The sequence below is a fragment of the Rhodococcus sp. USK13 genome, assembly GCF_018343855.1.
GTDB classification, from domain to species: Bacteria; Actinomycetota; Actinomycetes; order Mycobacteriales; family Mycobacteriaceae; genus Rhodococcus_F; species Rhodococcus_F oxybenzonivorans.
In genome coordinates, this window is the sequence record NZ_CP069241.1 from 241,941 (window position 1) to 265,710 (window position 23,770).

Annotated in this window: 20 protein-coding genes and 1 pseudogene; 5 read left to right on the forward strand and 16 right to left on the reverse strand. The window is 60.9% G+C overall.

The window, feature by feature from the left end; genetic code table 11:
- The first annotated feature begins 53 nt into the window (after positions 1–53).
- Complete coding sequence (locus JQT59_RS01130; RefSeq protein WP_213571251.1) at positions 54–1,064, forward strand: LLM class flavin-dependent oxidoreductase; 1,011 nt, start codon at positions 54–56, stop codon at positions 1,062–1,064.
- A gap of 141 nt (positions 1,065–1,205) precedes the next feature.
- Here JQT59_RS01130 and JQT59_RS01135 read toward each other — a convergent pair whose 3' ends face one another.
- From JQT59_RS01135 to JQT59_RS01210, 16 genes are all read right to left on the reverse strand, one after another.
- The gene (locus JQT59_RS01135) at positions 1,206–2,054 is read right to left on the reverse strand and encodes an SDR family oxidoreductase (protein ID WP_213571253.1); all 849 of its coding nucleotides are present in this window, start codon (positions 2,052–2,054) and stop codon (positions 1,206–1,208) included.
- Positions 2,051–3,364: a CaiB/BaiF CoA transferase family protein gene (locus JQT59_RS01140; RefSeq protein WP_213571255.1), complete on the reverse strand. Its 1,314-nt coding sequence runs from the start codon at positions 3,362–3,364 to the stop codon at positions 2,051–2,053. Before JQT59_RS01140 ends, JQT59_RS01135 begins: the two co-directional genes overlap by 4 nt.
- A 3-nt stretch (positions 3,365–3,367) precedes the next feature.
- Positions 3,368–4,534 (reverse strand): acyl-CoA dehydrogenase family protein, encoded by a 1,167-nt coding sequence (locus JQT59_RS01145; protein ID WP_213571257.1) that lies wholly within the window; start codon positions 4,532–4,534, stop codon positions 3,368–3,370.
- A gap of 25 nt (positions 4,535–4,559) precedes the next feature.
- Positions 4,560–5,288, reverse strand: coding sequence for a FadR/GntR family transcriptional regulator (locus tag JQT59_RS01150; protein WP_349306970.1), 729 nt, complete (start codon positions 5,286–5,288; stop codon positions 4,560–4,562).
- A gap of 142 nt (positions 5,289–5,430) precedes the next feature.
- Entirely contained in the window at positions 5,431–6,204 is a 774-nt protein-coding gene (locus tag JQT59_RS01155; protein WP_213571261.1) for an SDR family NAD(P)-dependent oxidoreductase, read from the reverse strand.
- Complete coding sequence (locus tag JQT59_RS01160; protein WP_249353584.1) at positions 6,201–7,706, reverse strand: class I adenylate-forming enzyme family protein; 1,506 nt, start codon at positions 7,704–7,706, stop codon at positions 6,201–6,203. Before JQT59_RS01160 ends, JQT59_RS01155 begins: the two co-directional genes overlap by 4 nt.
- Positions 7,707–7,754: 48 nt before the next feature.
- Positions 7,755–8,795, reverse strand: coding sequence for an ABC transporter ATP-binding protein (locus JQT59_RS01165; RefSeq protein WP_213571263.1), 1,041 nt, complete (start codon positions 8,793–8,795; stop codon positions 7,755–7,757).
- Positions 8,795–9,886, reverse strand: coding sequence for an ABC transporter ATP-binding protein (locus JQT59_RS01170; RefSeq protein WP_213571551.1), 1,092 nt, complete (start codon positions 9,884–9,886; stop codon positions 8,795–8,797). Before JQT59_RS01170 ends, JQT59_RS01165 begins: the two co-directional genes overlap by 1 nt.
- Before the next feature lie 29 nt (positions 9,887–9,915).
- Positions 9,916–10,515: an ABC transporter permease gene (locus JQT59_RS01175; RefSeq protein WP_249353585.1), complete on the reverse strand. Its 600-nt coding sequence runs from the start codon at positions 10,513–10,515 to the stop codon at positions 9,916–9,918.
- Between the two features lie 299 nt (positions 10,516–10,814).
- Positions 10,815–11,780 (reverse strand): ABC transporter permease, encoded by a 966-nt coding sequence (locus JQT59_RS01180; protein ID WP_283253996.1) that lies wholly within the window; start codon positions 11,778–11,780, stop codon positions 10,815–10,817.
- A gap of 94 nt (positions 11,781–11,874) precedes the next feature.
- Positions 11,875–13,353, reverse strand: a complete 1,479-nt coding sequence (locus JQT59_RS01185; protein WP_213571267.1) for an ABC transporter substrate-binding protein — start codon at positions 13,351–13,353, stop codon at positions 11,875–11,877.
- 417 nt (positions 13,354–13,770) lie between these two features.
- The gene (locus JQT59_RS01190; protein WP_213571269.1) at positions 13,771–14,904 is read right to left on the reverse strand and encodes an acyl-CoA dehydrogenase family protein; all 1,134 of its coding nucleotides are present in this window, start codon (positions 14,902–14,904) and stop codon (positions 13,771–13,773) included.
- Positions 14,901–16,100, reverse strand: a complete 1,200-nt coding sequence (locus tag JQT59_RS01195) for an acyl-CoA dehydrogenase family protein (RefSeq protein ID WP_502939688.1) — start codon at positions 16,098–16,100, stop codon at positions 14,901–14,903. The genes JQT59_RS01190 and JQT59_RS01195 overlap by 4 nt, the downstream gene beginning before the upstream one ends.
- Positions 16,097–16,879: an enoyl-CoA hydratase/isomerase family protein gene (locus JQT59_RS01200; protein ID WP_213571271.1), complete on the reverse strand. Its 783-nt coding sequence runs from the start codon at positions 16,877–16,879 to the stop codon at positions 16,097–16,099. The genes JQT59_RS01195 and JQT59_RS01200 overlap by 4 nt, the downstream gene beginning before the upstream one ends.
- Complete coding sequence (locus JQT59_RS01205; RefSeq protein WP_213571273.1) at positions 16,876–17,829, reverse strand: acyl-CoA dehydrogenase family protein; 954 nt, start codon at positions 17,827–17,829, stop codon at positions 16,876–16,878. The genes JQT59_RS01200 and JQT59_RS01205 overlap by 4 nt, the downstream gene beginning before the upstream one ends.
- Positions 17,826–18,974, reverse strand: a complete 1,149-nt coding sequence (locus JQT59_RS01210; protein WP_213571275.1) for an acyl-CoA dehydrogenase family protein — start codon at positions 18,972–18,974, stop codon at positions 17,826–17,828. Before JQT59_RS01210 ends, JQT59_RS01205 begins: the two co-directional genes overlap by 4 nt.
- Before the next feature lie 215 nt (positions 18,975–19,189).
- Here JQT59_RS01210 and acuI point away from each other — a divergent pair, with 215 nt between their 5' ends.
- The 4 genes and pseudogenes from acuI to JQT59_RS01230 form a co-directional block, all read left to right on the forward strand.
- Positions 19,190–20,173, forward strand: a complete 984-nt coding sequence (gene acuI / locus JQT59_RS01215; protein WP_213571277.1) for an acrylyl-CoA reductase (NADPH) — start codon at positions 19,190–19,192, stop codon at positions 20,171–20,173.
- 26 nt (positions 20,174–20,199) lie between these two features.
- Positions 20,200–21,393 carry a MaoC family dehydratase gene (locus tag JQT59_RS01220; RefSeq protein ID WP_213571279.1) on the forward strand — a complete coding sequence of 398 codons (1,194 nt, stop codon included), beginning with the start codon at positions 20,200–20,202 and terminating at the stop codon, positions 21,391–21,393.
- 34 nt (positions 21,394–21,427) lie between these two features.
- Positions 21,428–23,143, forward strand: a complete 1,716-nt coding sequence (locus JQT59_RS01225; RefSeq protein WP_213571281.1) for a class I adenylate-forming enzyme family protein — start codon at positions 21,428–21,430, stop codon at positions 23,141–23,143.
- Between the two features lie 236 nt (positions 23,144–23,379).
- Positions 23,380–23,757 (forward strand): annotated as a pseudogene (locus JQT59_RS01230) (aminotransferase class III-fold pyridoxal phosphate-dependent enzyme); the annotation flags it as partial.
- Positions 23,758–23,770: the final 13 nt, after the last annotated feature.

A 23,770-nucleotide genomic window follows, 5' to 3' on the forward strand; every position in this document is an offset into this window, starting at 1 on the left:
TATCCTTGTTAGGATTAAAGTATGGTGTCGGTCACACACGATGAAGGAGTGATGTGACCCCTAGACTCGACTTCGGCTATCTCTACGACTTCCGCAACCCCCGCCACTCGGAGCGTCCTTGGTCTGACGTATACGCGGAAAATCTTGACGTCATCGCTTGGTCCGAGACCGTTGGATTCTCCGGCGCCTGGGTTCCGGAACACCACAATGCCAGCGACGGCTACCAGCCGGCACCGATGGTTGCGCTCGCCGCGATCGCAGCACGCACCGATACCCTGCGACTGGGTTCTGCCGTCTCCCTCGGTCCGCTTTACCATCCCGTTCGTTTTGCCGAGGAGTGCGCTGTTCTCGACATCCTCTCGCGCGGCCGAGCGGAGATGTCGCTGGCAATCGGTTATCGCCGAAGTGAATACGACGCCTTTGGCCTCGACTTCAAGACTCGCGGCAAGCGTTTTGACGAGTTCCTGCACATCGTGCGTGCACTCTGGGCGGGCGAGACCGTGAACTTCGAGGGTCGCCACTTCACGGTGAAGAACGCAAAGATAATGCCTCCGTCACCTCGCGGACAGGTCCCGCTCTACATCGGCGGATTTGCCGACAAGGCACTCGAGCGGGTCGCCAAGTACGCCGACGGATATTTCGGTAACGAAGAGTTCTGCGACAGCTACGTCGCGAAGCTCCAAGCACAGGGAAAGGACCCGGCTGAAGCCGGCATCCGCATTCAGGGCCTGTTCTACGTCGTCGCCGAAGATCCAGAGAAAGCGATGGAGGAGCTTGCTCCCTACTACCACCACGTCAACAACAGCTACGGCGAGTGGCTGAACGAGGACAATGCCATCGGCTTCGACAATGCCGCGCTCAAGCCGATGAGTCTTGAAGACTTCAAGACGAGCGGCATCCTGGAGATCGCGACACCCGACAAGGCCATCTCGAAGTTCAAGGACTTGCAGGAACGCACGAAGGCCGAGCACTTCATGATGATGATGCCGGCCGGGCTGCCGTCGGACCGCTTCATGGAATACGCGCAGGTGTTCGCGGACAAAGTGATTCCGGCTTTCCGTTAGTTCTTTCCCAGGGCAAGGATACCGCCACGCCGGGATTCTTGAAGAGCGACGGAGGTTTCCTGGTCTCCCGGGTCGACCCGGGAGACCAGGTCCAATCCTTCTGCGCCACTGATCGAGTCTCCTCAATCCGGCCAGTGGCAGCTACCGCCGGTGCATCCAGAAGTCGAGTTCGAGTTCTTCTTCGCTACCCGCATACCGATACGGGGCAAAGTCCGTAACACCTTCCGAGGCCAACACCTCATCGTCGATGAAGCACTCACCGGTGGCCCCGCCGACCGCATTGGTGAGCAACACATAAGCGGCATCCCGCATGATGTCGGTCTTGCGGCTCTTGGCGGTCAACTCCTCGCCGAGAACGTTTCGCACGGCTGCGGTATCGATGGTCGTCCGCGGCCACAACGAGTTCACCGCGATCGAGTCGCCTTTCAGCTCGCGGGCCAACCCGATCGTCACCAGGCTCATCGCAAACTTGGAAATGGTGTACGCCGTGCCGATGTTGTCGAACCACTCGGGTGTAAGGCTGATCGGCGGCGACAGCGTCAAGACGTGTGCGTTGTCCGAGCGGCGCAGGTGCGGTATCGCTGCCTTGGTCAGAGCAAACGCACCCCGGGCATTGATATCGAGCATCAGATCGTACTTCTTCATGCTGATGTGCTCGGTGGACGACAAATCCAGGGCGCTGGCATTGTTTACGACGATGTCGAGTCCTCCGAACTGGCTCACGGCCTGATCGACTGCCGCCTGTACGCATGCGTCATCGCGAACATCCCCGACGATTGGCAGCGCGTGCCCGCCGGCCTTCTCGATCGCCTTGGCGGCCGTGAATATGGTGCCGGGTAGCTTCGGATGCGGAGTCGACGTCTTCGCCAGCAGTGCGACGTTTGCCCCGTCCTGGGCGGCCCGGATCGCGATTGCCTCTCCGATTCCTCGACTGCCACCTGAGATGATCAGGGTGCGTCCGGTCAGAGACCTATTCGATGCGCTACTCATCTTCCCCTTGCTTCTGTTGTTTCTGCCGACGGCCAAACGTTCGTGGTGCAAGCCGTGTTGATGACATTCGCCGAGTTCGACTGCGCGACATCTGCTTCGATCAGCGCATCGATCTCCTCGGGGCCGTACCCGAGTCTTGCCAGGACCCGCCGGGTGTCGGCTCCCCGATCCCGCGGAGAAGTCACCACTTTCCCGGGCGTTCTGCTGAGTTTGATCGGTATGCCGACCGATCGATGACCATCTTTGTCCACCACCATCTTCCGGTGGAGGATGTGGGGATCTTGCAACGCCTGCGCAACGTTGTTCACCTGTGACGCAGGTACTCCGAGCGCCAGAAGTTCTTCAGCAAGAACACTCGCCGGCCGACTAACAATTGCTTGCGCCAGCAACATCCGCAGAACCTTCCTGTTCTGAACACGATCGGAGTTCGTGGCAAATCGCGGATCCAAAGCGGCCTCGGGAATCTCGAGTAGCGAGACCAGGCTCTGGAATTGGCGATTATTTCCCGCGCCGATGAAGATCTGACCGCCCGCGGCATCGAAGGTGTCGTACGGCGCGATCGTCGGATGCGCCGACCCGGTGCGCTGCGGAACCCGGCCATCACCGAGATGTGAGTGTGAGTGCGGGTGCAGCAGCGACACTGCGGTGTCGACCAGAGTGCAGTCCACGAGCTGGCCCAACCCGGTGCGGGTCCGATCATTGAGCGCCAGGAGAATTCCGGAGAATGCGTAGACACCGGTCACCATGTCGACGATCGGCACGCCGACACGCAGTGCCGGACCGTCGGGTTCTCCGTTGATGCTCATCAAGCCGCTGTAGGCCTGTAGAACCGCATCATATCCGGGCATCGCACCCATCGGACCGTCGACACCGAAGCCCGTAATGCGGCACTGAATCAATTCGGGAAACTGTTCGCGCAGCATCTGATCGGAGTATCCCCACTTCGCCAGGGTCCCTGCCTTGAAGTTCTCGACCAAGACGTCGGCCTGCGAGATGAGCCGACCGAGGACACGCTGGCCGTCCTCGGTCCGAAGGTCGAGGCTCACGTTCTTCTTGTTCCGATTGATCCCGCTGAAGTACGCGCTCATCGTCTCGCTCACAAACGGCGGGCCCCACGTACGGGTTTCATCGCCGGCGGGTGGCTCGACCTTGATCACCTCGGCGCCGTGGTCGGCGAGCATCTGCGTACACAAAGGTCCGGCCAAAACTCGTGATAGATCGAGAACGCGAAGACCGGCAAGGCTTCCATGGTGTGACGCGAGTGCGTTCAACACGGGTCCCTTCGTTCGATCGGATGGTGGTCTGGGCATTGCTCAGTACGACTTAGGCAGGCCGAGAACGTGGTTGGAGATGTAGTTCATCACCATTTCCTGGCTGACCGGAGCGATGCGGAGGATGCGAGACTCACGGAAATATCGCTCCACATGGTACTCACGTGCGTAGCCCATCCCACCGTGCGTCTGAATCGCCTGATCGGCGGTGTTGAAACCTGCGTCGGCGCACAACCACTTGGCCATATTCGCTTCGCGCCCACACGGGAATCCATTGTCGTAACGCCACGCAGCGTTCCGTGCCATCAATTCTGCCGCGTCCAGTCGCGTGACCGCCTCTGCCAACGGGAACGCCACCCCCTGATTCTGACCAATGGGCCGGCCGAAGACCACTCGCTCCTTCGCGTACGTGACGGCCCGGGCCAGCGCAGCCCGGCCGATACCCAGAGCTTCGTGCGCGAGCAGAATCCGCTCTGGATTCAGTCCGTCGAGAAGGTACTTGAAGCCCTTGCCCTCCTCGCCTACTCTGGCGCTGTCCGGGACGAAGTAGTCATCAATGAAGACCTCATACGATGAGACAGCGTTGCGGCCCATCTTCGGAATGGCCTTCAAAGCGACGTGCTCGGGATCGATGTCGATGAGGAACAGTGTCATCCCATCGGTGGATCGCTTCACCTCGTTGCGCTTGGTGGTGCGGGCGATGAGGATCATCTTGGTCGAATCACCAGCCTTGGTGATCCACACCTTCCGCCCGTTGATGATGTAGCCCTTGTCGACCTTCTCGGCAAACGTGGTGAGGTTGGTGGTGTCAGTGCCCGCGTTCGGCTCGGTCACTCCGAAACACACGTGCAACGAGCCGTCCGCCGCGGCCGGGAGTATTTCCCTGCGAAGCTCCTCACTGCCGTGTTTGACGATGGTGTTGAGACCGAAGATCGTTAGATGCATCGTGCTGCAGCCGTTCATACCGGCACCTGACGCTGCGACCTCCTCGAGGAGCAGTGCTGCCTCGAAGATCCCGAGCCCGCCGCCGCCGTACTCTTCGGGAATCGCAATTCCCAACCATCCGCCGGCAGCAAACTTGTTATAGAACTCCCAGGGGAACTCGCCCTTTTCGTCCTTGTCGGCCCAGTATTCATCGGAGAAACTCCGGGCGAGTTCCCTCGCCCCGACTCGCATTTGTTCCTGGTCTTCGGTCAATTCGAAATTCATGATGTGGTCCTTTCGGGGCGGTCGTTCATCGCATCGATGGTCGCCCACGCCGCGAAGAACTGTTCGAAACATTGACGACGCTGTCACCGTGATGTTCGATGATGAACGCCTGAGTGGCTTCTAGATGTGCCCGGGCCAGCCGTTTGGCCTCACCAGGCCGACCGGCCTCGATATCGTCGACGATCCGCCGATGCGCGCACACAACGTCGCTTTCGAGGGCCGAACTCGGGTAACTGCTATTCCGCATGGTCGCGACGGCCCACGCCTGCTCCTGGGCCGACCACAGGGCGACGTAACTGCCCACCGCCGAGCGGATCACCGGATTCGGGGTGAATGAGACGATCAGCCGGTGAAAGTCGCGTCCGGATTGAGTAAATACCACGCCGTCGTTCATTGCCTGCTCTGACATCTCAACACAACGCCGGAGCGCCGGTACCACCACTTCGGCACGGTCTTCCCGTGAGGCACACGCCTCCGCACAGTTCGGTTCGAGCATCTGAAGCCCTACAGCAAGGTCGCGCAGAGTCACTCGCGCCGATTGGAGGGACAGACCCAGATGACAGGCCGCCTGCGCCTCATCCGGTCGATGCACGTTTGCGCCGCCGACCTTCCCTCGTCGCACCGTCACCAAACCCTCGGTCTCGAGGATCCGTAGCGCCTCCCTTATCGAGGGATGACTCACACCGAACTCTCTGACCAGCTGCTCTTGGGTCGCAAAACTGTATTGGTCATCGGCAAAGATGCGTTCGCGCAACTCCGCCGCCACGGTTTCCGCGATGCGACGCTGTGGAATCCGACCGTGCCTCGCCACCGTCACGGTTCTGACAACTCGTTGCCACCCCGGACAGTCACACACAGACCGGGACTCTGCTGCCGGTGAGACCGCGGCCCAGATGTCACCGGGCCGTCCAACCACCGTCTACGACAATCGTCTGCCCTGTCACATACGACGCCGTATCGCCCGCGAGCCACAGCACGGCGCCGACGATGTCGTCCGCCGTACCCTGCGTCGGCAGAGGGGTGTTCCGGCGCAGATATTCGGATGCGCGTTCACTGTCGTACAAGGGGCCGGTGATCTCGCTGCGGAAGAACCCCGGTGCCACGGTGTTGATTCGAATCGAATGACGCGCCCATTGGACGGCCAACTCGACGGTGAGACCCGACAAACCGGCTTTGCTCGCGGCGTACGACGCCTGCGGGATCCCGGGTATCCCGACCCTCCCACTGATGGAGGAGATGTTCACGATGGTTCCCCTGCCCGCGGCCACCATGTGGGGAAACGCTGCTTGCGCCAATATGAATGGCGCCGCCAGGTTGAGATCGAGTGTCTTACGGATCGCCTCGACCGGTTCGGATTCGGCCTTCTCCTCGGTGAACATGCTGCCCGCGGCATTGATCAAGATCTCCGGTGGCCCCAGCGCCTCGACGACCTCAGGGACGACCGAGGCGACCTGCTCGAGCGCAGAGAGGTCACGGGCTACCGCAACACCGCCGATCCGTTCCACGATGTCGGCGAGTCTGTCAGCACGACGAGCCACGACGGCGACCCGGGCCCCGGCCTTCGCCAACGCCTCCGCGACTGCAACCCCGAGTCCGGACGAAGCTCCGGTGACGATCGCTACACGTCCGTCGAGGCCGAGCATGGATGCTTCGGTAGGGCAATTTGTCATGCCAGACCCTTTGCTGTCGATGTCGATTGTGCACTGACGAACTCGGCGAGGCCTGATCGCTGGACCTTGCCCATTGCATTGACCGGCAGAGCTTCGACCTGGGTCCAGATCTCGGGGACCTTATACGGAGACAATTCCTGCCGGCACAATTCTGCGAGTGCGTCCGTGTCGATCGGCCCCACGCCTTCGAATGCTGTCGCCACCCGCTCTCCGAGTCGATCGTCGGGCACGGGATAGACCACAACTTTGGCGATGTCCGGATGGGTCGAAATGACCCGCTCCACTTCGAGGGGATAGATGTTGGCGCCACCACGGATTATGACTAGCTTCTTACGATCCAGAACCGTCAACCAACCGTTCTCGTCGACCGTGCCCATGTCGCCGGTGGCGATTACTGACGACTCTGTCGGACGCACGCCACCGTTCTCCCAGTACCCGAGCAGTGGCCGCCACTCATCAGCAAACGGTCCGACCTCGGTCGCCGCCAGCCGCAGTTCGCCGAGGTCGCCCGGGGGCAACCTCACACCGTCGTCGTCGTACGCGGCCACGTCGTACTGGGGTAACACCTGGCCACTGCTCCCCTCCCGCCAGTCCGCTCCGACCGGGTCGATCGACACGATCGTCGGCGCCTCTGTCAACCCGTACGTGGCGCGCGGGATCAGCCCGTACCTTTCTGCGAACTCACGCCGCAGCGCGTCGGAGGTGTCGGCGCCGCCGCTCCACACCTCTCGCAGCGACGACAGGTCCACATCATCTCGCCGGGCCAAATCATAGAGTTGCGCGGGCGCGCCATTCCACAAGGTGATCTTGTGCGACGCGATCCATTCTGCGACACCGGAGGCGTCGCGGCGGTTCATGATCACGCAACATCCACCGACCTGTGCGGTCAGAAGTGTCGACAGCACCATCAGGTTGAGAATCGTCAACGGAAAGCTGTCACCCTTGCGCAGGTCCGGTCCCCAGCCGCGGGTGTGCGCCAGCGCGGCACCGGGTAACAGCATGTTCCGCTGGCTGTGGACAACTGCCTTCGGCTGGCCAGATGTCCCGCTGGTGAAAGCGATTGCCGCAGGTGCATCGATGTCGTGCTCCACCGACGGCGCGGACTCATCAGCGGCGAGAAGCTCGGTCCACCGAGAGAGGTCCACTCTGCCGGCATGTTTCAACCGGTACTTGGGGCCGGCGAGCACCAACATCGGCTCACAGAGAGCCCGAACGTGCTCCTGCTCGCCCTCCGACAACGCTTCTCCGACACCCGCCCAGACCGCTCCGATCCTCTGCGCACCGTGGAACGCGGCAATGATGTCCAGGTCGTTGGGCAGGCATGCTGCCACCCGATCCCCCGGGCGCACTCCGAGTTTCCACATCGCGCCGGCCGCCCGTCGCGCCTGGTCATTGAGCTCGCGGTAACTCCATACCCCGGAGATCGCCTCGACGGCTGGGGAATCCGGGCAAGCCGCAAGCGCGGCGTCGAGCACCCGATCGATAGTCCTCAATTTTTGCACAACCTCACACTATATTATCATTATAATGATTGCACACATGAAGCGACGTCACCGACTGGCCGTCGCCGAGGCGTCGGAGAGATCTTTGTCCCGGATCGGAACCTTCAGAGGGAAGTGGCAAGCCGCGAAATGGCCCGGTCCGATTTCTCTGATCTCAGGCTCTTCTTCGGCACATCTGCTCTGTGCAGATGGGCACCTCGTGCGGAAGCGGCAGCCACTGGGCGGATTCAGAGGTGACGGCAGGTCTCCGCGAAGTGCGAGCTCTTGCACCGGAGCGTCGGGATCCGGTTCCGGGATGGACTTGATCAGGGCCTGGGTGTACGGATGCACCGGTGAGGTGAACAGATCGTCGGAACTGGCGACCTCACAGATTTTTCCGAGGTACATCACCACAACGCGGTCACTCACGTTTTTGACAACGGCAAGGTCGTGAGCAATGAAGAGCAACGTCAGCCGGTAACGCTTCTTCATGTCCTCGAGAAGGTTGATTATCTGCGCCTGCACCGACACGTCCAGGGCCGAAACCGGCTCATCGCAGATCACGATCTCCGGATCGAGAACCATCGCACGCGCAATCGAGATGCGTTGACATTGTCCACCCGAGAACTCGTGAGGTCTGCGGTCCGCTGCCGTATCCGGATCCAGGCCAACACGATCGATCATTTCCCAGGATCTCTTGGTGACCTGGTCCTTGCTCAGGCCTCCTTGAATCCGCAAACCTTCCGCGATGATGTCCTTCACTTTCCGCAAGGGGTTCAAGGACGAGATCGGATCCTGGAAGATCATCTGCAGTTTCCGGCGATGGCCCCGCAGAGCAGTACCCGACATACCCGACAGGTCGGTGCCATCGACCAGGACCTGCCCGGACTTGGGCGCCGGCAACTGCATAATTGCTTTTGCCACGCTGGACTTTCCGCAACCCGACTCACCCACGAGCCCGATGGTCTCTCCGCGACGGGCATCCAAGCTCACGTCGGAGACCGCAAAGACACGGTCACCGTCTTTCCCGCGGTATTCCACGATAAGATTTCGAACGCTGAGAACGACATCGTCGCCGTCCCGCAGATGAGCAGTTCCACTGCCAGCCATCAGATCACGCCCCTCAAGTCGATCTCGGTGCCCGCCGCGGTGGTACCCGCAGCCGCGTTGGCCGCACGGGCCGACTCGCCCTCCGGTGTTCCCAGCGGGAAGAAGCACGCCACAGAATGGTCGCGCGTGTCGTCAGACGCCGAAAGTACGGGCGTCTCCACCAAGCACCGGGCCTGGGCTGACGGACACCTCGGTGCGAAACTGCATCCCGGCGGAGGATCGATGATCGTTGGCGGTCGCCCCGGAATCGAGGGAAGGTAGGTGTGACTCGGATTCGCCAGCCTGGGAATCGCATCGATCAGAGCCCGGGTGTACGGGTGACGCATGTGTGCGAACAATTCGCGCGTCGGAGCCTTTTCCACGACCCTGCCTGCGTACATCACAGCAATCGTATCCGCGCGGCCGGCCACAACACCCAGGTCGTGCGTTATCAGGATCATCGCCATGTTCGACTTGACCTGCAGGTCGTGGAGCAGGTCGAGGATCTGTTGCTGCACCGTCACGTCGAGCGCAGTGGTCGGCTCGTCTGCTATCAACAACTTAGGACTACACGAAATCGCCAGCGCTATGGTCACTCGCTGACGCATACCACCGGACAAGTTGTGCGGATACTGGTCAAAGCGCTTGAGTGGCTCAGGGATTCCCACCTGCGTCAGCAAGCGTATGACGACTTCCTTCGCGGCTTGTCGGTCCAAACCGAGATGGAAGCGCACTGTCTCCGACAACTGTTCACCGATGGTCATCACCGGCGTCAGTGACGTCATCGGGTCCTGAAAGACCATCGAGAGATCCACGCCCCAGAGGTGCTGGTTCTTCTTTCTCGACACGGTTACTAGATTGGTGCCGGCAAAACTGATCCGGCTACCGTCCCGCACCTGCGCGCTGGGCGCGAGAATTCGCATGATCGCACGGGACAGAACAGATTTACCGGACCCGGATTCGCCGACGATGCCCAACGTCTTGCCCGCCTGTAGCTCGAGGTCTACGCCATCCACGGCGCGTACGAGTCCACGGGGCGTATCAAACCAGACTTGGAGGCCGGAAACCTCGAGTAGATTCGACCGCTCGACTGCCGACGTCGCGACCTCCATCTCGCGGACCGCTGTCCTACGACTACTCATCATATGGCTGACTCCTTACCGATCCGACCCCGCGCCCAATCACCGAGTCTGTTGAAAGCAAAGACTGTGAGAAAGAAGAACAGCGAGGGGACCAGTACCAGATGTGGATAATCACGTAAGTACTCCCGACCTTCCGCGAGCATGCCGCCCCAGCTCGGCGTAGGCGGCGGAACTCCCAATCCCAAGAAGCTCAAGCTCCCCTCCGCGACCACGAGAGTAGCCATCACGACCAAAGCGAGTGACATCACGGGCAGCATGACATTGGCGAGAAGTTCGCGTGTCAGTATGCGAATCGGACTTGCACCAAGCGCTTTCGATGCGGTCACGAACTCTCGGTCGGAGAACGCGATGGTATTCGCTCTCGCAACACGGGCGAAGTTCGGGATGCCCAGGAGCGCGAGACCGATCACCAATGTCGAAAGCCCGGGACCGAGCGCAGCGACGAGCGCGATCAAGAAGATCAACGCGGGGAATGACAATAGGAAGTTGATGAGAAACGAGATCACCGTATCGACAGATCCGCGCAGATAGCCGGCGAACATACCGATCGTCACGCCGATGACCATAGCGATCGCGGTACCACCGATGGCTACGGTCATCGATACCCGAGCACCGAAGATGCATCGGGACAGGACGTCTCGGCCGAGTGGGTCGGTTCCCAAAGGGTGAGAGTTGAAACCTGGTACGGCGTTGAAATCGTCGGTCAACTCGTTGGGGTCGGGGAACGGCAACCAGTCCGCGGCCAGCGCGGCAAATACCACGAGCCCGATCCACACCGCCCCCAGTAGTGCACCGTAATCGCGACGACGTCGCCGAGATCGCCTCGGACGGTCGGGGCGACGCTTGCCGGGCACCAGCATCGGCTTGGCAAATTCGTTGCCCCGTTGAATGAGGTCGGTCATGATGCCTGAGCCTTTCGAACTCTCGGATCGAGCCACGGATACGCAGAGTCGACAATGGTGTTCAACACCAAATAGATGACTGCACTGAGGAGGACAATTGCCTGCACCACAATGAAGTCCCGCGACATGATCGAGTTCACGACCAAGGAGCCCATACCCGGGAGCGAGAAGATCAGCTCGACGATGACGGTGCCACCGATCAGCCGCCCGATCACCACACCGGATACGGTCACCAGAGAAAATGAAGACTGGCGGAGTGCATGACGAACGAGAATCCGCCACGTGGGCAAACCGCGCGCGCGCGCGGACAGCACGTGATCTTGCTGGAGCGTTGCGACCATGTCCCCCTTGAGGATCCGGGTGAACAGGACACATTCGCCGGCCGCCAAGGTGAGCACCGGCAGGATCAGGTACCTGATGTGCTCGATCGGATCCTGAGAAAATGGCACCCATCCCAGAATCGGTAGCACTCCCAACTGCACGCCGAAGATGAAGACCAGCAGGATTCCGAGGACAAACGAAGGTATGGCCAAGGTCGCTGAGGTCGCGGCCGTGGCAACCTTGTCAAACTTGCCTCCCTGACGGTAAGCCGACCAGACGCCGACCGGGATCGAGACGACAAGCGCCACGATCATCGACACGACTGCAAGCTCCAAGGACACCGGGGCACGTTCCGCGATCAACGCCATCACATCGTTGTTCGTCGCCAGAGACGTCCCGAAGTCACCTTGAACGATTCCGCCGATCCAAGAGAAGTAGCGGTCGAGTAGCGGTTCATTCAGCCCATAGAGTTCGCGTGCCGCCTCCCGCACGTTCTCCGGCGACCCGGGAGGAACCAAACTGTCCACGGGGTCACCGGGAATCAGTTCCAGCAGAAGGAAAACTGCCACACTGACCATCCAGACCAGTAAGAGGAAGTTCGCCACTCCGATAAGTATGCGCCTGATGGATCTTCCACTCACGTCTAGATCACATCCCTTCGTTGATGTGCCACACCCGGGGGGAGCGACTGTTGGCCAGCCGCTCCCAATCGAACGGCACTTCGAACTATCCGGACTACTTGTTGAGCCAGACTTCGTCGATGATTACGCCAGCCGCCGCCGGTACTCCGATGACTTTCAGGCCTTGGACGTACTTCTGACTGAAGATGTATCCCTCCGGGTATCGCCACGTCCGGATCGGTGCTTCCTCGGACACCACACCGTTCACCGTCTGGTACGCCGCTTCCACATCCGCTGGGTCATTTGACGTTCGCGTTCTCTCCAGTGCGGCATCGACTTCCGGATTCGAGAAGCCCGTGATGTTGTTCTTACCGCCGGAATGGAACGTGTCGTAGAGTGCATCCATCTGCTGCGAGAGCGTCGAACCCAACACCATCTGGAAGTTACCCGCACGTCGCATCGTCTCGAGGGCCCCGTATTCCACCGGTTCGATGTTCACCGTCAGACCATTGATCTTCTGCAACTGCGACTGGAGAACCTGCGCTACAAGAGTCAGGTCGGGGATTCCGGCATGAACTTTGAAGGACAGAGTGACATCCGACTTGCCGGTGCGGCTGAGGTACGAGTCGAAGATCTCCTGCGCCTCGTCAAGGTTCAGTTCCGGGTACTTACCCAGTGCATCATCGCGGAACTCGCTGTCGGGTCGCAGGAAAGCGTCAGCCGCTTCTGTACCGGGGTAGACCGCGGCGTTTATACCCTTCGGGTCGATGCTCTTCTGGATGGCGAGTCGCAGGTCCGGGTCTTTGAGAACTGGATCCTCGAGATTGAGGTTCAGTCCCGTACCACCGACCAGGGGCAGGGCATCGACGGTGAAACCTTCGGTTTCCATCGTCTTCGCGTCCTTGGATTGCGTGGACCAGGCGACATCGATCTCGCCTGCTCGCAACGCATTGAGTCGTTGATCATCCTGCTTGATGACCTTCAGCACGAAGGTGTCGAGATACGGCAGGTTGGCGTCCCAGTAATCGGGATTGGCAACGTATCGGGCTTCCGTGTCGCGAGTCCAGCTCTCCAGCAGGAACGGGCCGGCCCCAATAGGGGCATTACCATAATCGGCACCCATCTCCTGCATCGCAGTGGGCGACCCGATCATCCCGAGTCCTTGCGTCAGCGCCCAGGGCAATTGGAAGTTGGGCGTCGCCGAGGTGACCTCGAGCGTCAGTGGATCCACGACCCGCCAAGTCAACGGCGCCGCAAGTTCGGTTGCCGTCGAGAGTGTTGCCGGATCCTTGATCCGGGCCCAGTTGAACGCAACGGCCTCAGCGTCATACGGTGTACCGTCGCTGAACTTGACACTGTCACGGAGCTTCAGGATCCAGGTGACGCCATCCGTCGATTCGAAAGACTCAGCCATTGCCGACTTTATCTCGTCACTTTCGGCGTCGTACTCCAGCAGCGTGCCGAAGATCGGCGCACACCTGTCGTAGACGTAGGGGCACCACGCCGGATCGAGTGTCTTTGATTCGATGTTCACCGCCATGACCAGTTCTCCGCCATGCTTGGGATCACCGACCGGCCCACCGTCACTGGTCACTGTCGAAGTACCGCCACACCCGGCGATAACAGTCACGAGCACAGCGCACGGGATCAGCGTCCGCCACGCTCGTCTCCAGTTCGTTAACATTTGGGTGCTCCTTGTCGTATTCGTTGCGCCAGCGATACCTGCCCAGATGTTCTATCTGGATACCGCTGGGCGACCAGCGTATGTTTGTTTCGAAAAGTGGCCTACGGGGTCGTGCACCACATCGCAGTTAAGTTGTGACTGCGATCACAAGTTGAAGTATGCATGCTTTTCGCTAAGAATACAATCCTTACAAGGATACAATTCAGATCAGGTACGCCTGCATGCCGCTGCACGCACCACGCAGCGACTCCAGCGACGCCGATTTCTACAGCATGGCGGTAATGGACGAGCCTGGCCAGGCGACTTGCGGTTGTCTCTTCGCTCTCGTCACCGAGCGGGTGAACAGTAGGCGCGATCTGACGTCAGACCGCCGCTTTCCAGATACCGGGCACCTAGCAGCTTTCGATGCGTAGCAGGAGACCCGAATTGAGCGCGGTTCAGAGTAGCGCGCTTCAGGTAGACGTGGATGCCACTCTCCCACGTGTATCCCATGCCGCCGTGGAGTTGCATTGCCTTACCGGCGATGTCGACTGCCATTGCGGTGGCGAAGGATTTGGCCATCGAGGCCGCCACTGCGGATTGCTCGTCCCATTCGGGAGCACACAGGGCGTTCACGGCTTTGGCCACGAGTTTACGTGCGATGGTGATTTGCACCAGCATGTCTGCGCACGAGTGTTTGACTGCCTGGAACGAACCGATCTTGCGTGCGAACTGTTCACGGGCACAGACGTACTCGACAGTCGCGTCGAGCATGGCCTCACTCACTCCGATGCTGTCACAAGCGATCGCCACAGCTGTGCGATCGTTCACGCGCCGCATCGACTTGTCCGGATCGCCGCTGAAATGGTGAACAGAACTTTTCGGCACGGCCACGCCATCAGCGATGATTTCCCCGAACGAACGGGTCTCATCCACCACGGGCTGCTCTGTGATGGACAGTCCGGAGCAGTCCTTCGCGACCTCGACAACTACTCGGGTGCCGTCCGGCAGCGTGGCCGGTACCAGGAACCGATCCGCGTGCGATGCATCCGGGACGAAGCCCGCCGAACCGCTGAGCGTATATTCGTCCCGCTCGTCGATGAGCTCGAATGCCGAGTGCGACAGAAGATCACCAGACTGCACAAGGACTGGTACCGCTTCACCTTTTGCGGTCTGCCGAAGAAGGTCGTCACGACTTGGGCTTGTCTCGAGGAGAAGGAGGGCACCGACGGCAGCCGAGGCAACCGCCGAGTACGGTCCGCCGGCCGCCGCCCGGCCGTACTCCCGGAGGATGACTGCGATCTCTGCGAATGTTGCTCCTGCACCGTCGAGTTCGTCCACGATCTCCAGCCCCAGCCAGCCGGCGTCGGCAATCAGCATCCAGTCGATGGCGCCGGCGGACGTGGCTGAACCCAAGACATCGCGTGCGACTGTGGCGAGTTCGTCGTGAAAGGCGGTGAAGTCTTCAACGTGATCGGTCATTGGTTACTCCGTGGCTCATATGGCAATCCGAGACCGCGCTCCCCGATGATCGTTCGCTGGATCTCACTGGTGCCGCCGGGAATCGTCCATTCCCAGGACCCGATGAAATCCAGTACCCAGGAACCTGATTCCCAACCGCTTGACATCGGTTTGCGCAGTTTGGTCTGGCCGGCGAGTCCGGCGATGTCGGCGCCGAAGTCGGTCATCCGTTGAAGCAACTCGCTGTAGTACAGCTTGACGATCGACGCATCCGCCTGACCCGGGCTGTCGTTTCCGACGAACTCCGCACACAAGTCGCGCAGTCCGGTGACCTCGATTTCCAAAGTGGCGAGGCGGTCTACAACAGCGGCGTCGTCCAGGGGACGAGTCCCGTCTGCTCGTCGCTCTGCGCACAGTTCCACGAGCCATGGAAATCCGCCGTGGCCCAACCGTTCCGCCAGTTCGAGCATGGTCATTCCGCGCTCCGCGCCCAGAGTCTCCTGTGCAACTCTCCAGCCCTCGTTCTCCGGCCCGACCATTGCAGAGGACGGGATCACCACATCATTGAGGAAGATCTCGCAGAAATGGGATTCACCGGTTGCCTGCCGGATCGGGCGAACATCTATACCGGGTGAACGCATATCCATCAGAAAGTAGGAAATGCCGCGACGTTGCGGAGCCTCAGGATCGGTACGCGCCAGGAGGAGGCACCAATCGGCATACATTGCTCCACTGGCCCAGAGCTTTTGGCCGTTGACGATGTAATTGTTGCCGTCCTTTCGCGCGGTGGTCGAAAGGGCGGCCATGTCGGATCCGGCTCCGGGTTCAGAGAATCCTTGGCACCAGATTTCACCTGCCAGGATTGCCGGCAGATGACGGTCGCGCTGTTCCTCACTGCCCGCTGCGAGAAGAGTGGACGCGGCGTGATGGATCGAAACGAAGGGCAGGACCAGACGAGGCGCATCGTGAGCCGCCAGCTCCTGGTACAACACCACCTGCTGCTCGACCGACATGCCGCCTCCCCATTCGGCGGGCCAGTGCGGAACCGCGAAGCCGGCTGTGTGGAGCTCTGCGAACCAATCCTTTTGAAACTGTACGAAGACCTCGTCACTGACACCGGTCTGGGAAGTTCGCCAGTCGACGGGCACATGCGCTCGGCACCATTCGCGGACCTTCGTCCGGAAGTTCTCCAGGTCGCGGTTTTTCGACATGGTCATCGGACGTCGTCCTTGCGACCGAGCGCCAGCAATCGTTCACGATGATCAGCCGACTGCATACTCGCGACCTCAGCCGCGAAACCCGCCTGCAAGGGACCCGCGAGCGCCTGGGACAGGTACATGTTGACTACACGTTTCGTGCTGTGGAGCGCCTCGCGCGGTTGCCGGGCAAAGCGATCAGCGATGCGCCGGGCTTCCGGCAGGAGACCGTCCGCGGTGGTGGTGCGGGTGGCAAGGCCCAACTCGACCGCATGTGCGGCGGGGATACGGTCCCCTGTATAGAGGTATTCGCGGGAGCGTAGAATCGGCGTCAGCAACGGCCAGAACGCCGCACCACCGTCGCCCGCCGTCAGACCGACAGTCACATGTGGATCGGCGAGGTAGGCCTTCTCTGACATCAGGACGACGTCGCAGAGCACGGCGATGCTGCATCCCAGGCCGACAGCGGGCCCGTTGATGGCAGCGATCACGGGGAGGGGAAACCTCAGCATTTCCTCGATGATCTCCGAGCCTTCGCGAATGCTGTCGTCCCGCGCCACTGGATCTTCGAGAAATGAGGTGATCCAGTCCAGGTCACCGCCGGCGCTGAAGGCTCGCCCGGCTCCGGTGAGAATGACGACGGAGGCCTCGCGGTCGGCCGCCAACTGCCGCCACACGGTGGCAAGTGCCCCATGCAGTTCTTTGTTGACGGCGTTCAGATCGTCGGGACGGTTGATCAGCACGGTGCGAACGGGCCCCTCAGACGTCACCGTCAGGGCAGATGGAAGGTCGTACTTCACAACCCACCCGCCTCGTCGGCGGGAGCGAACAACCCGGTCAAGCCGCGGCGTCCGACCTGGTCGGTCAGCGCGGCCGCGGTCGCCGACAATCCCACCGGAAGCCGCCGCAACGGCAGGCTGTACCTGGAGAACCACGACAGCGTGGTCTCGTCACAGAAGCCACTGGCCCCGTGGAGCTGATGTGCCACACGAAACACGGTCTCGGCCGCCTCGATTGCTGCCAGGCGCAGAGCCAGTGCGTCATCGATGGCCTCCGGCCGGCCGGTCTCGATGCTCCAGAGCGCATACTTGGCCAGCACCTCGACACCCGATCGTTCGGCCTCGGCATCGGTGAGCTGGAACTGCACGCCCTGGAGCGTCGCCAACGGCTTACCGAACTGCTCGCGGATCAGCACATGTGATCGCGTGAGGTCGATCGCCCTGTCGAGCATCCCGAGAAGTGTCCAGCACGGTAGTACGAGACCGAGAGCGACGTCTGCGAGCCCGTTGGCATCGAGCGGTTGCAGGTCCAAGGGAGCGACAAATGCCGAAGTACGGGGCGACCCCACCGGTGGGCGCGCGACGGCCACACTGCGGTGCCCACCCAGAGTAGTTGCCAACCAACGAAGTTCCAGTCCCGAAACTGCCGCAGAAGGTTTGTTGTCGGCGATCACTAATAACCCGTCGAAGTCGAGGTCGACTGGCTTGGACAGCCGCTCCGCCACCGGATAGGGCACAGCCCAATAGCCCGCGCTGCGACATAACGCCGCTGCCGCCTCGAGCTCGTCGTCGTCCTTCCGCGGCGCAAGGTCCCAGGCACCGAGTTCAGTGAAGACACCCGAGAGCAGCCGATCACGTTCATCGGGGTTGATTTCTGCGGCTTCGACAAGTCCATCGCCGCCCACGGACTCAAATGCGCGCAAGGCTGCGTGGCCGTAATCCTTTGCTTCGTTACTCAAGTCAATTTTCATGACGAACCCAGCATCGTCCGCGCCAACAGAATTTTTTGCATCTCAATGCTCCCCGACGCAACCGTCGCTGCCTGCGAGTAGCTCCAGTGGTCCCGAACATCCAGTTCGAACAGGACCGCCCTTGCTTCGGATGACTGCATGTAGGACACCATCTCGATCAACACCTCAGCACTTTCTTGATCCAGAGTGGTGACGGCGATCCGATACGACGCAGCGTCGCCGGGACTCACCGCTCCCTCTGCTTGTTTCGCCACAACCTGATAGGCGAGCAACCGAGCTCGACGGCAGTGCACGAGTGCGCGCGCCCACCGGACGCGCAGCTCGGCAGGGAGGTCGTCCCACTGTTCGGCGAGTACTTCCGGCGTACTCTGCAGCAGGCGTTCGACACGCGCGTATCGCGCTATACCCACTCGCTCGAAGGCCAGAACCTCGCGGACCACCTTCCAGCCGTCATCGATGGTCCCGAGAACTTGCGCCTCGGTCACCTTGACGTCATTGAAGAAGACCTCGTTCAGATGATGCGGACCCAACATTGTGCGGATTGGTCGCACTTCGATCGCCGGGTCGGACATGGGCACCAGGAACACGGTCAAACCGTGCTGCTTCGGGCCCTCAGATGAGGTTCGTGCGAGCAGGAAGCACCACTGCGCCATCGTCGCGTAAGAGGTCCAGATCTTCTGACCCGAGATCGACCATCCGTCGCCGTCGCGACGCGCGGCCGTCCGCAACGACGCCAGGTCCGATCCGGAACCGGGTTCGCTGAACCCCTGACACCAGATCACCTCACCGCGGCCGATCGGAGGCAGGTGCTGGCGCTGCTGCTCTTCGGTCCCGTGGCGCATGAGGGTCGGCCCCACCCAGTTGACACCCATGTACTGGGCGCCGCGAGGCTCGTGGTGTGCCCACATCTCCTCGCGGACCACTACTTCCTCCCATACCGAGGCGTCGCGTCCACCGAATTCCTTCGGCCACGCCAGACACAGCAATTCCTTGTCGGCCAGGACTTTGCAAAACTCCTGCGCCGCCTGGAGATCCGCGGGATCATCCGTGAAGGCTCCCCGGAAGTGTGCAGGCACCTGGTCTTTTATCAGCCGACGTAAATCGGCGCGGAGCTCAGAAGCCGCCGCACCCAACCCGAATTCCATGTGTCAGACATTACTGGAATCCTTATTAGGATTGCAATACTTCAAACTATGCCGTTTGGGTCGAACCACGGGGCGGCGTGCGGAGCGGTCCGCCCACCATGCCGCCGACCAAGGTCGCCGACGTCACTCTTAAACATTGACAACATTATAAGGATGATCGTAGCGTGGCTCCCAAAGGTGCCCGGCCCTCAGGCACAGAAAAGGAGATCCGACTGATGTTCAAGGCAGTTGTCATCGAGAAGGACGAGAGTGGGCAGCGTGTCGCCCTGCAGGACCTGGATGCCACCGCGCTTCCGGAAGGAAACGTCCAGATCGATGTGGACTACTCCTCGCTCAACTTCAAGGATGCCCTCGCCATCACCGGCAAGTCGCCGGTGGTCCGCAAGTTCCCCATGGTGCCCGGTATCGACCTCGCCGGGACCGTAACCTTCAGCTCACACGCACGATGGTCACAAGGCGATCGCGTTGTCCTCAACGGCTGGGGCGTCGGCGAAACACACTGGGGTGGCTTCGCGCAACGCGCAAGCCTCGACGGCGATTGGCTCGTCCCTCTTCCCGACGTCTTCACCCCGCGCCAGGCAATGGCCATCGGCACCGCAGGGTACACCGCAAGCCTGTGCGTCGAAGGCCTGCTGAACAATGGAGTACGCCCCGACCAGGGCGAAATCTTGGTCACCGGTGCCACCGGCGGCGTGGGCAGCGTGGCAATCGCCCTGCTGACGAAGGCAGGCTTCACCGTGGCCGCATCTACCGGCAAGAGCTCCGAGGTCACGTACCTAAAGGAACTCGGTGCCACCACAATCATCGACCGCGAAGAGCTCTCCGCCAAGGGCAAGCCACTGCAGAAGGAGCGTTGGGCCGGAGTCGTCGACTCGGTCGGTAGTTTCACTCTCGCCAATGCCTGCGCTCAGACGCGGTACGGCGGAACGGTGACCGCATGCGGACTTGCCCAAGGCATGGACTTCCCGGCGTCGGTGGCACCTTTCATCCTCCGGGGCGTGTCCTTGTTGGGTATCGACAGCGTCATGGCCCCCACGGAACGACGGCTGACCGCCTGGACCCGACTGTCCAATGACCTCGAGCCCGCTGCCCTGGACTCAATCGCAGCCGAAGTCTCCCTAGAAGAATCGATCGCCGCCGCCGGCCAACTCATGGACGGTACCGTCCGTGGCCGCATCATCGTCGACGTAAATCGCTAACTATCACACCAGCCAGGAGCAACTCAATGACGAGTGAAATCGAGGCCGGACCCGTCGAGCTCGACCTGTCCGACGTGGACCATCGCGTAGGCAAACCCGTTGGCGGCGGCCAGCTCCATGACCCGTGCAGCGGTTCCGACATCCGTCGTTGGGTCATGGCGATGGACAATCCGAACCCGCTGCACTGGGACAATGAGTTCGCCGAGAACACTCGGTTCGGCGGCCTCGTCGCGCCACAGTCGATGGCGGTTTCATTGGATTTCGGCCACGGAGCCCAACCGGCGCTGGTCGGCAAGATCCCGGGGAGCCATCTGATCTTCGGTGGTGAGGAATGGTGGTTCTACGGTACCCCAATCCGCCCCGGTGACAAGCTGTTCCAAGAACGGCGCTTTCACGATTACAAGGTGACTGACACCAAGTTTGCCGGCCCGACGATGTTCTCCCGGGGCGACACCACTCACACCAACCAGTACGGGGCCCTGGTCGCCAAGGAACGCTCGACAGGTATCCGCTACCTGCAGACCGAAGCCAAAAAGCGTGGCATGTACGACACCCAGATCGGTGCCATCAAGAAGTGGACTGCTGCCGAACTGGCCGAGGTCGACAAGCTGCGTACCGAATGGCTCATGTCCAACCGCCTGGGCGTATCACCACGCTTCGACGAGGTCAGTGTCGGTGACAAGCTCCAGCGACGCGCCATCGGCCCCCACAGCATCGCCAGTTTCACCACCGAATACCGTGCCTTCATCTTCAACATCTGGGGCACGTTCGGATGGGTTGCACCGCCCGGTATCGAAGACCCCTGGATCAACCAGGATCCCGGTTGGGTCGAGGGCTTCGGATTCGATGAAGAGGGCGCCAAGATCGACCCACGGCTACGGGACGGACTATACCTCGGCCCTTCTCGAGGCCACATCGACGCCGACAAGGCCGACGAGGTGGGCATGGCACGCGCCTACGGCTACGGCGCCACCATGGGTGCCTGGTGCACCGACTTCCTGGCCAACTGGGCCGGCCATGAGGGCATGGTCCGACACACCAAGGCTGACTTCCGAGGACCCGCCTTCGAAGGCGATGTCACCTACTTCGACGCCGAGATCATCGACAAACAAGCGGAATCGAACTGGGGTGTCCCACTGGTCCAGATCAAGCTCAAACTCACAGATCAGAACGGCGTGACACTCGTGTCGTGCATCGCCGAGGTCGAACTGCCGTTGTGACGGCTTGTTCTCTGCAACGACAGCGAGGTCAGTAATGAGTACCACCCCCACATTACCTGCAATCGTCAGCGGCGCACCGCTCGAGGGCGAGCCCGGTCTCGGCAGTCTCACCCTGCCGGGATTCCTGCGCGAGGTCACCGAGACCTTCTCCGATCGCGAAGCACTCACGATGCAGGTCGACGCACAGATAGTACGCTGGACATACGCGGACCTGTGGGAGCGTGCAATCGAAGTCGCGCAGGCACTCCGTTCGACTGGACTCGGCAAGGAGAGCCGGGTCGGCATCCTGATGACCAATCGTCCGGAGTGGCTGTCCGCGGTCTTCGGCACCTCGCTGGCCGGTGGAGTTGCCGTCACTCTCAGCACTTTTTCGACTCCAGCCGAACTCGATCATCTGCTGAAGGTTTCCGGCGTGTCAGTACTGCTCTTCGAGCGCCAGGTGCTGAAGCAGAACTTCGCCGACATACTGACCGACCTGGAGCCCAGGATCGCCACTGCGGCACCCGGCGCGCTGCGGTCGTCGAAGTATCCGTTCTTGAGGCATCTCGCCGCGGTGACGGACACAACGCCGGCGGACCAATCAGGCGACGGTTCGATCGAGTCCTGGCCGACCTTCTTGACACGCGGAGTGAGCGAATCACGGGAGGTGGTGGAGGCATGTGCCGCCACCACTGCGCCCAGCGACACCGCGGTGCTGTTCTTCTCTTCTGGCTCAACCAGTAAGCCCAAGGGCATCCTCAGCGCACATCGCGGTGTTGCCATCCAAATGTGGCGCTTCCGGCGAATGTACGGTCTCTCACCTGAAGACAACGTCCGCTGCTGGTCGGCCAACGGTTTCTTCTGGTCCGGTAACTTCGGCATGGCTCTGGGCTCGACACTGGCAAGCGGCGGTAGTTTGATCTTGCAGAGAACATTCGACGCCGACGAAGCACTCCGCCTGATGGACGCCGAGAAGGTGAACTTCCCTGTTGCCTGGCCACACCAGTGGGCTGCGCTCGAGGCCTCCCCCAACTGGGACTCTGTAGACCTGAGCCACATGCGTTTTGTGGACTTCAACACCCCCATCGCAAAGCACAAGACTGTGTCCACGAAATATTCTGAACCTGGACATGCGTATGGCAACACCGAAACCTTCACCATTTCCACCTGCTTTCCTGCCAACACACCCGATGAGGAGATTGCCGGCAGCAGCGGAATACCGCTGCCCGGTAACTCGGTCAAGATCGTGGACGCGCTGACCGGAGCCACCCTGCGCATTGGAGAACGCGGTGAGATCTGCGTCAAGGGGCCGACTCTGATGCTCGGTTATGTTGGCACCCCACTCATGGAGACTCTGGATGCCGAGGGCTTCTTTCACACCGGCGATGGCGGTTATCTCGACGATTCGGGCAGGTTGTTCTGGGAAGGTCGACTCACAGACATTATCAAGACCGGTGGCGCGAACGTGTCACCGCTCGAAGTCGACGAAGTTATTCTCGGACTCCCCGGCGTGAAAGTTACTCGCACAGTTGGCGTTCCACACGAGACCCTGGGGGAGGTTGTCGTAGCCTGTATTGTCCCCCAAGACCGTGCGAGCCTAGACCCGGAGGCGATCCGCACTCTCATCAAAGAGAAGTTAGCTAGCTACAAAGTGCCCCGCCATGTACTTTTCTTTTCCGACAACGAGATCAGCATGACAGGTAGTGCCAAGATCAGGACCGATGAACTGCGGAACCTTGCCTCGGCAAAAATTGACTCCGCCAATCGATAACAGGCATCTCCTGGCTACTCACTCACGTGGCCTGCTATCAAGACTGACGTAACCGGCGAACGGTAATCCCCATGGTTGCTATCCTTAAAAGTTTGCCGACGAATGATTGGTGTTACCACTTGTGTATGGAGCGAGATGCGTGATGCCAACGCAAATCCGGGTCGCCGAGTCCCACAACGTCGAATCGCCGAGACGGTTGCCTACGCCATCCGAAACGACATACCGTCGCCTGTGCCGCAGCGCTCGCCGCGATCGACGAGATCATCGCCCAGGATCTGCCGACCCGCGCATGCCAGATCGAAAGCCTTATCACCTCCTCGTTCACGACACTCGCCGATCAACTGAACGCCGAAGGGCACGGTGTGATCGGTGAGGTGCGAGGTCGCGGAGGCGTGATCGCCATCGAGTTGGTCAAGCCCGGCAGCGCCGACCCCAATCCCGGTCTGGCCAAAGATGTTGACGCAGAAGCACTGCAAGAAGGCGTCATCGTCCTGATGTGCGGCACGTACGGCAATGTCATACGACAGCTGCCGCCATTGGTGATCATCGATGATCTCCTGACCGAGGCCCTCGATATCTTCGGCTCGGTCATCAGCGCATGCGCCGCACGCTGACATTCGACACACC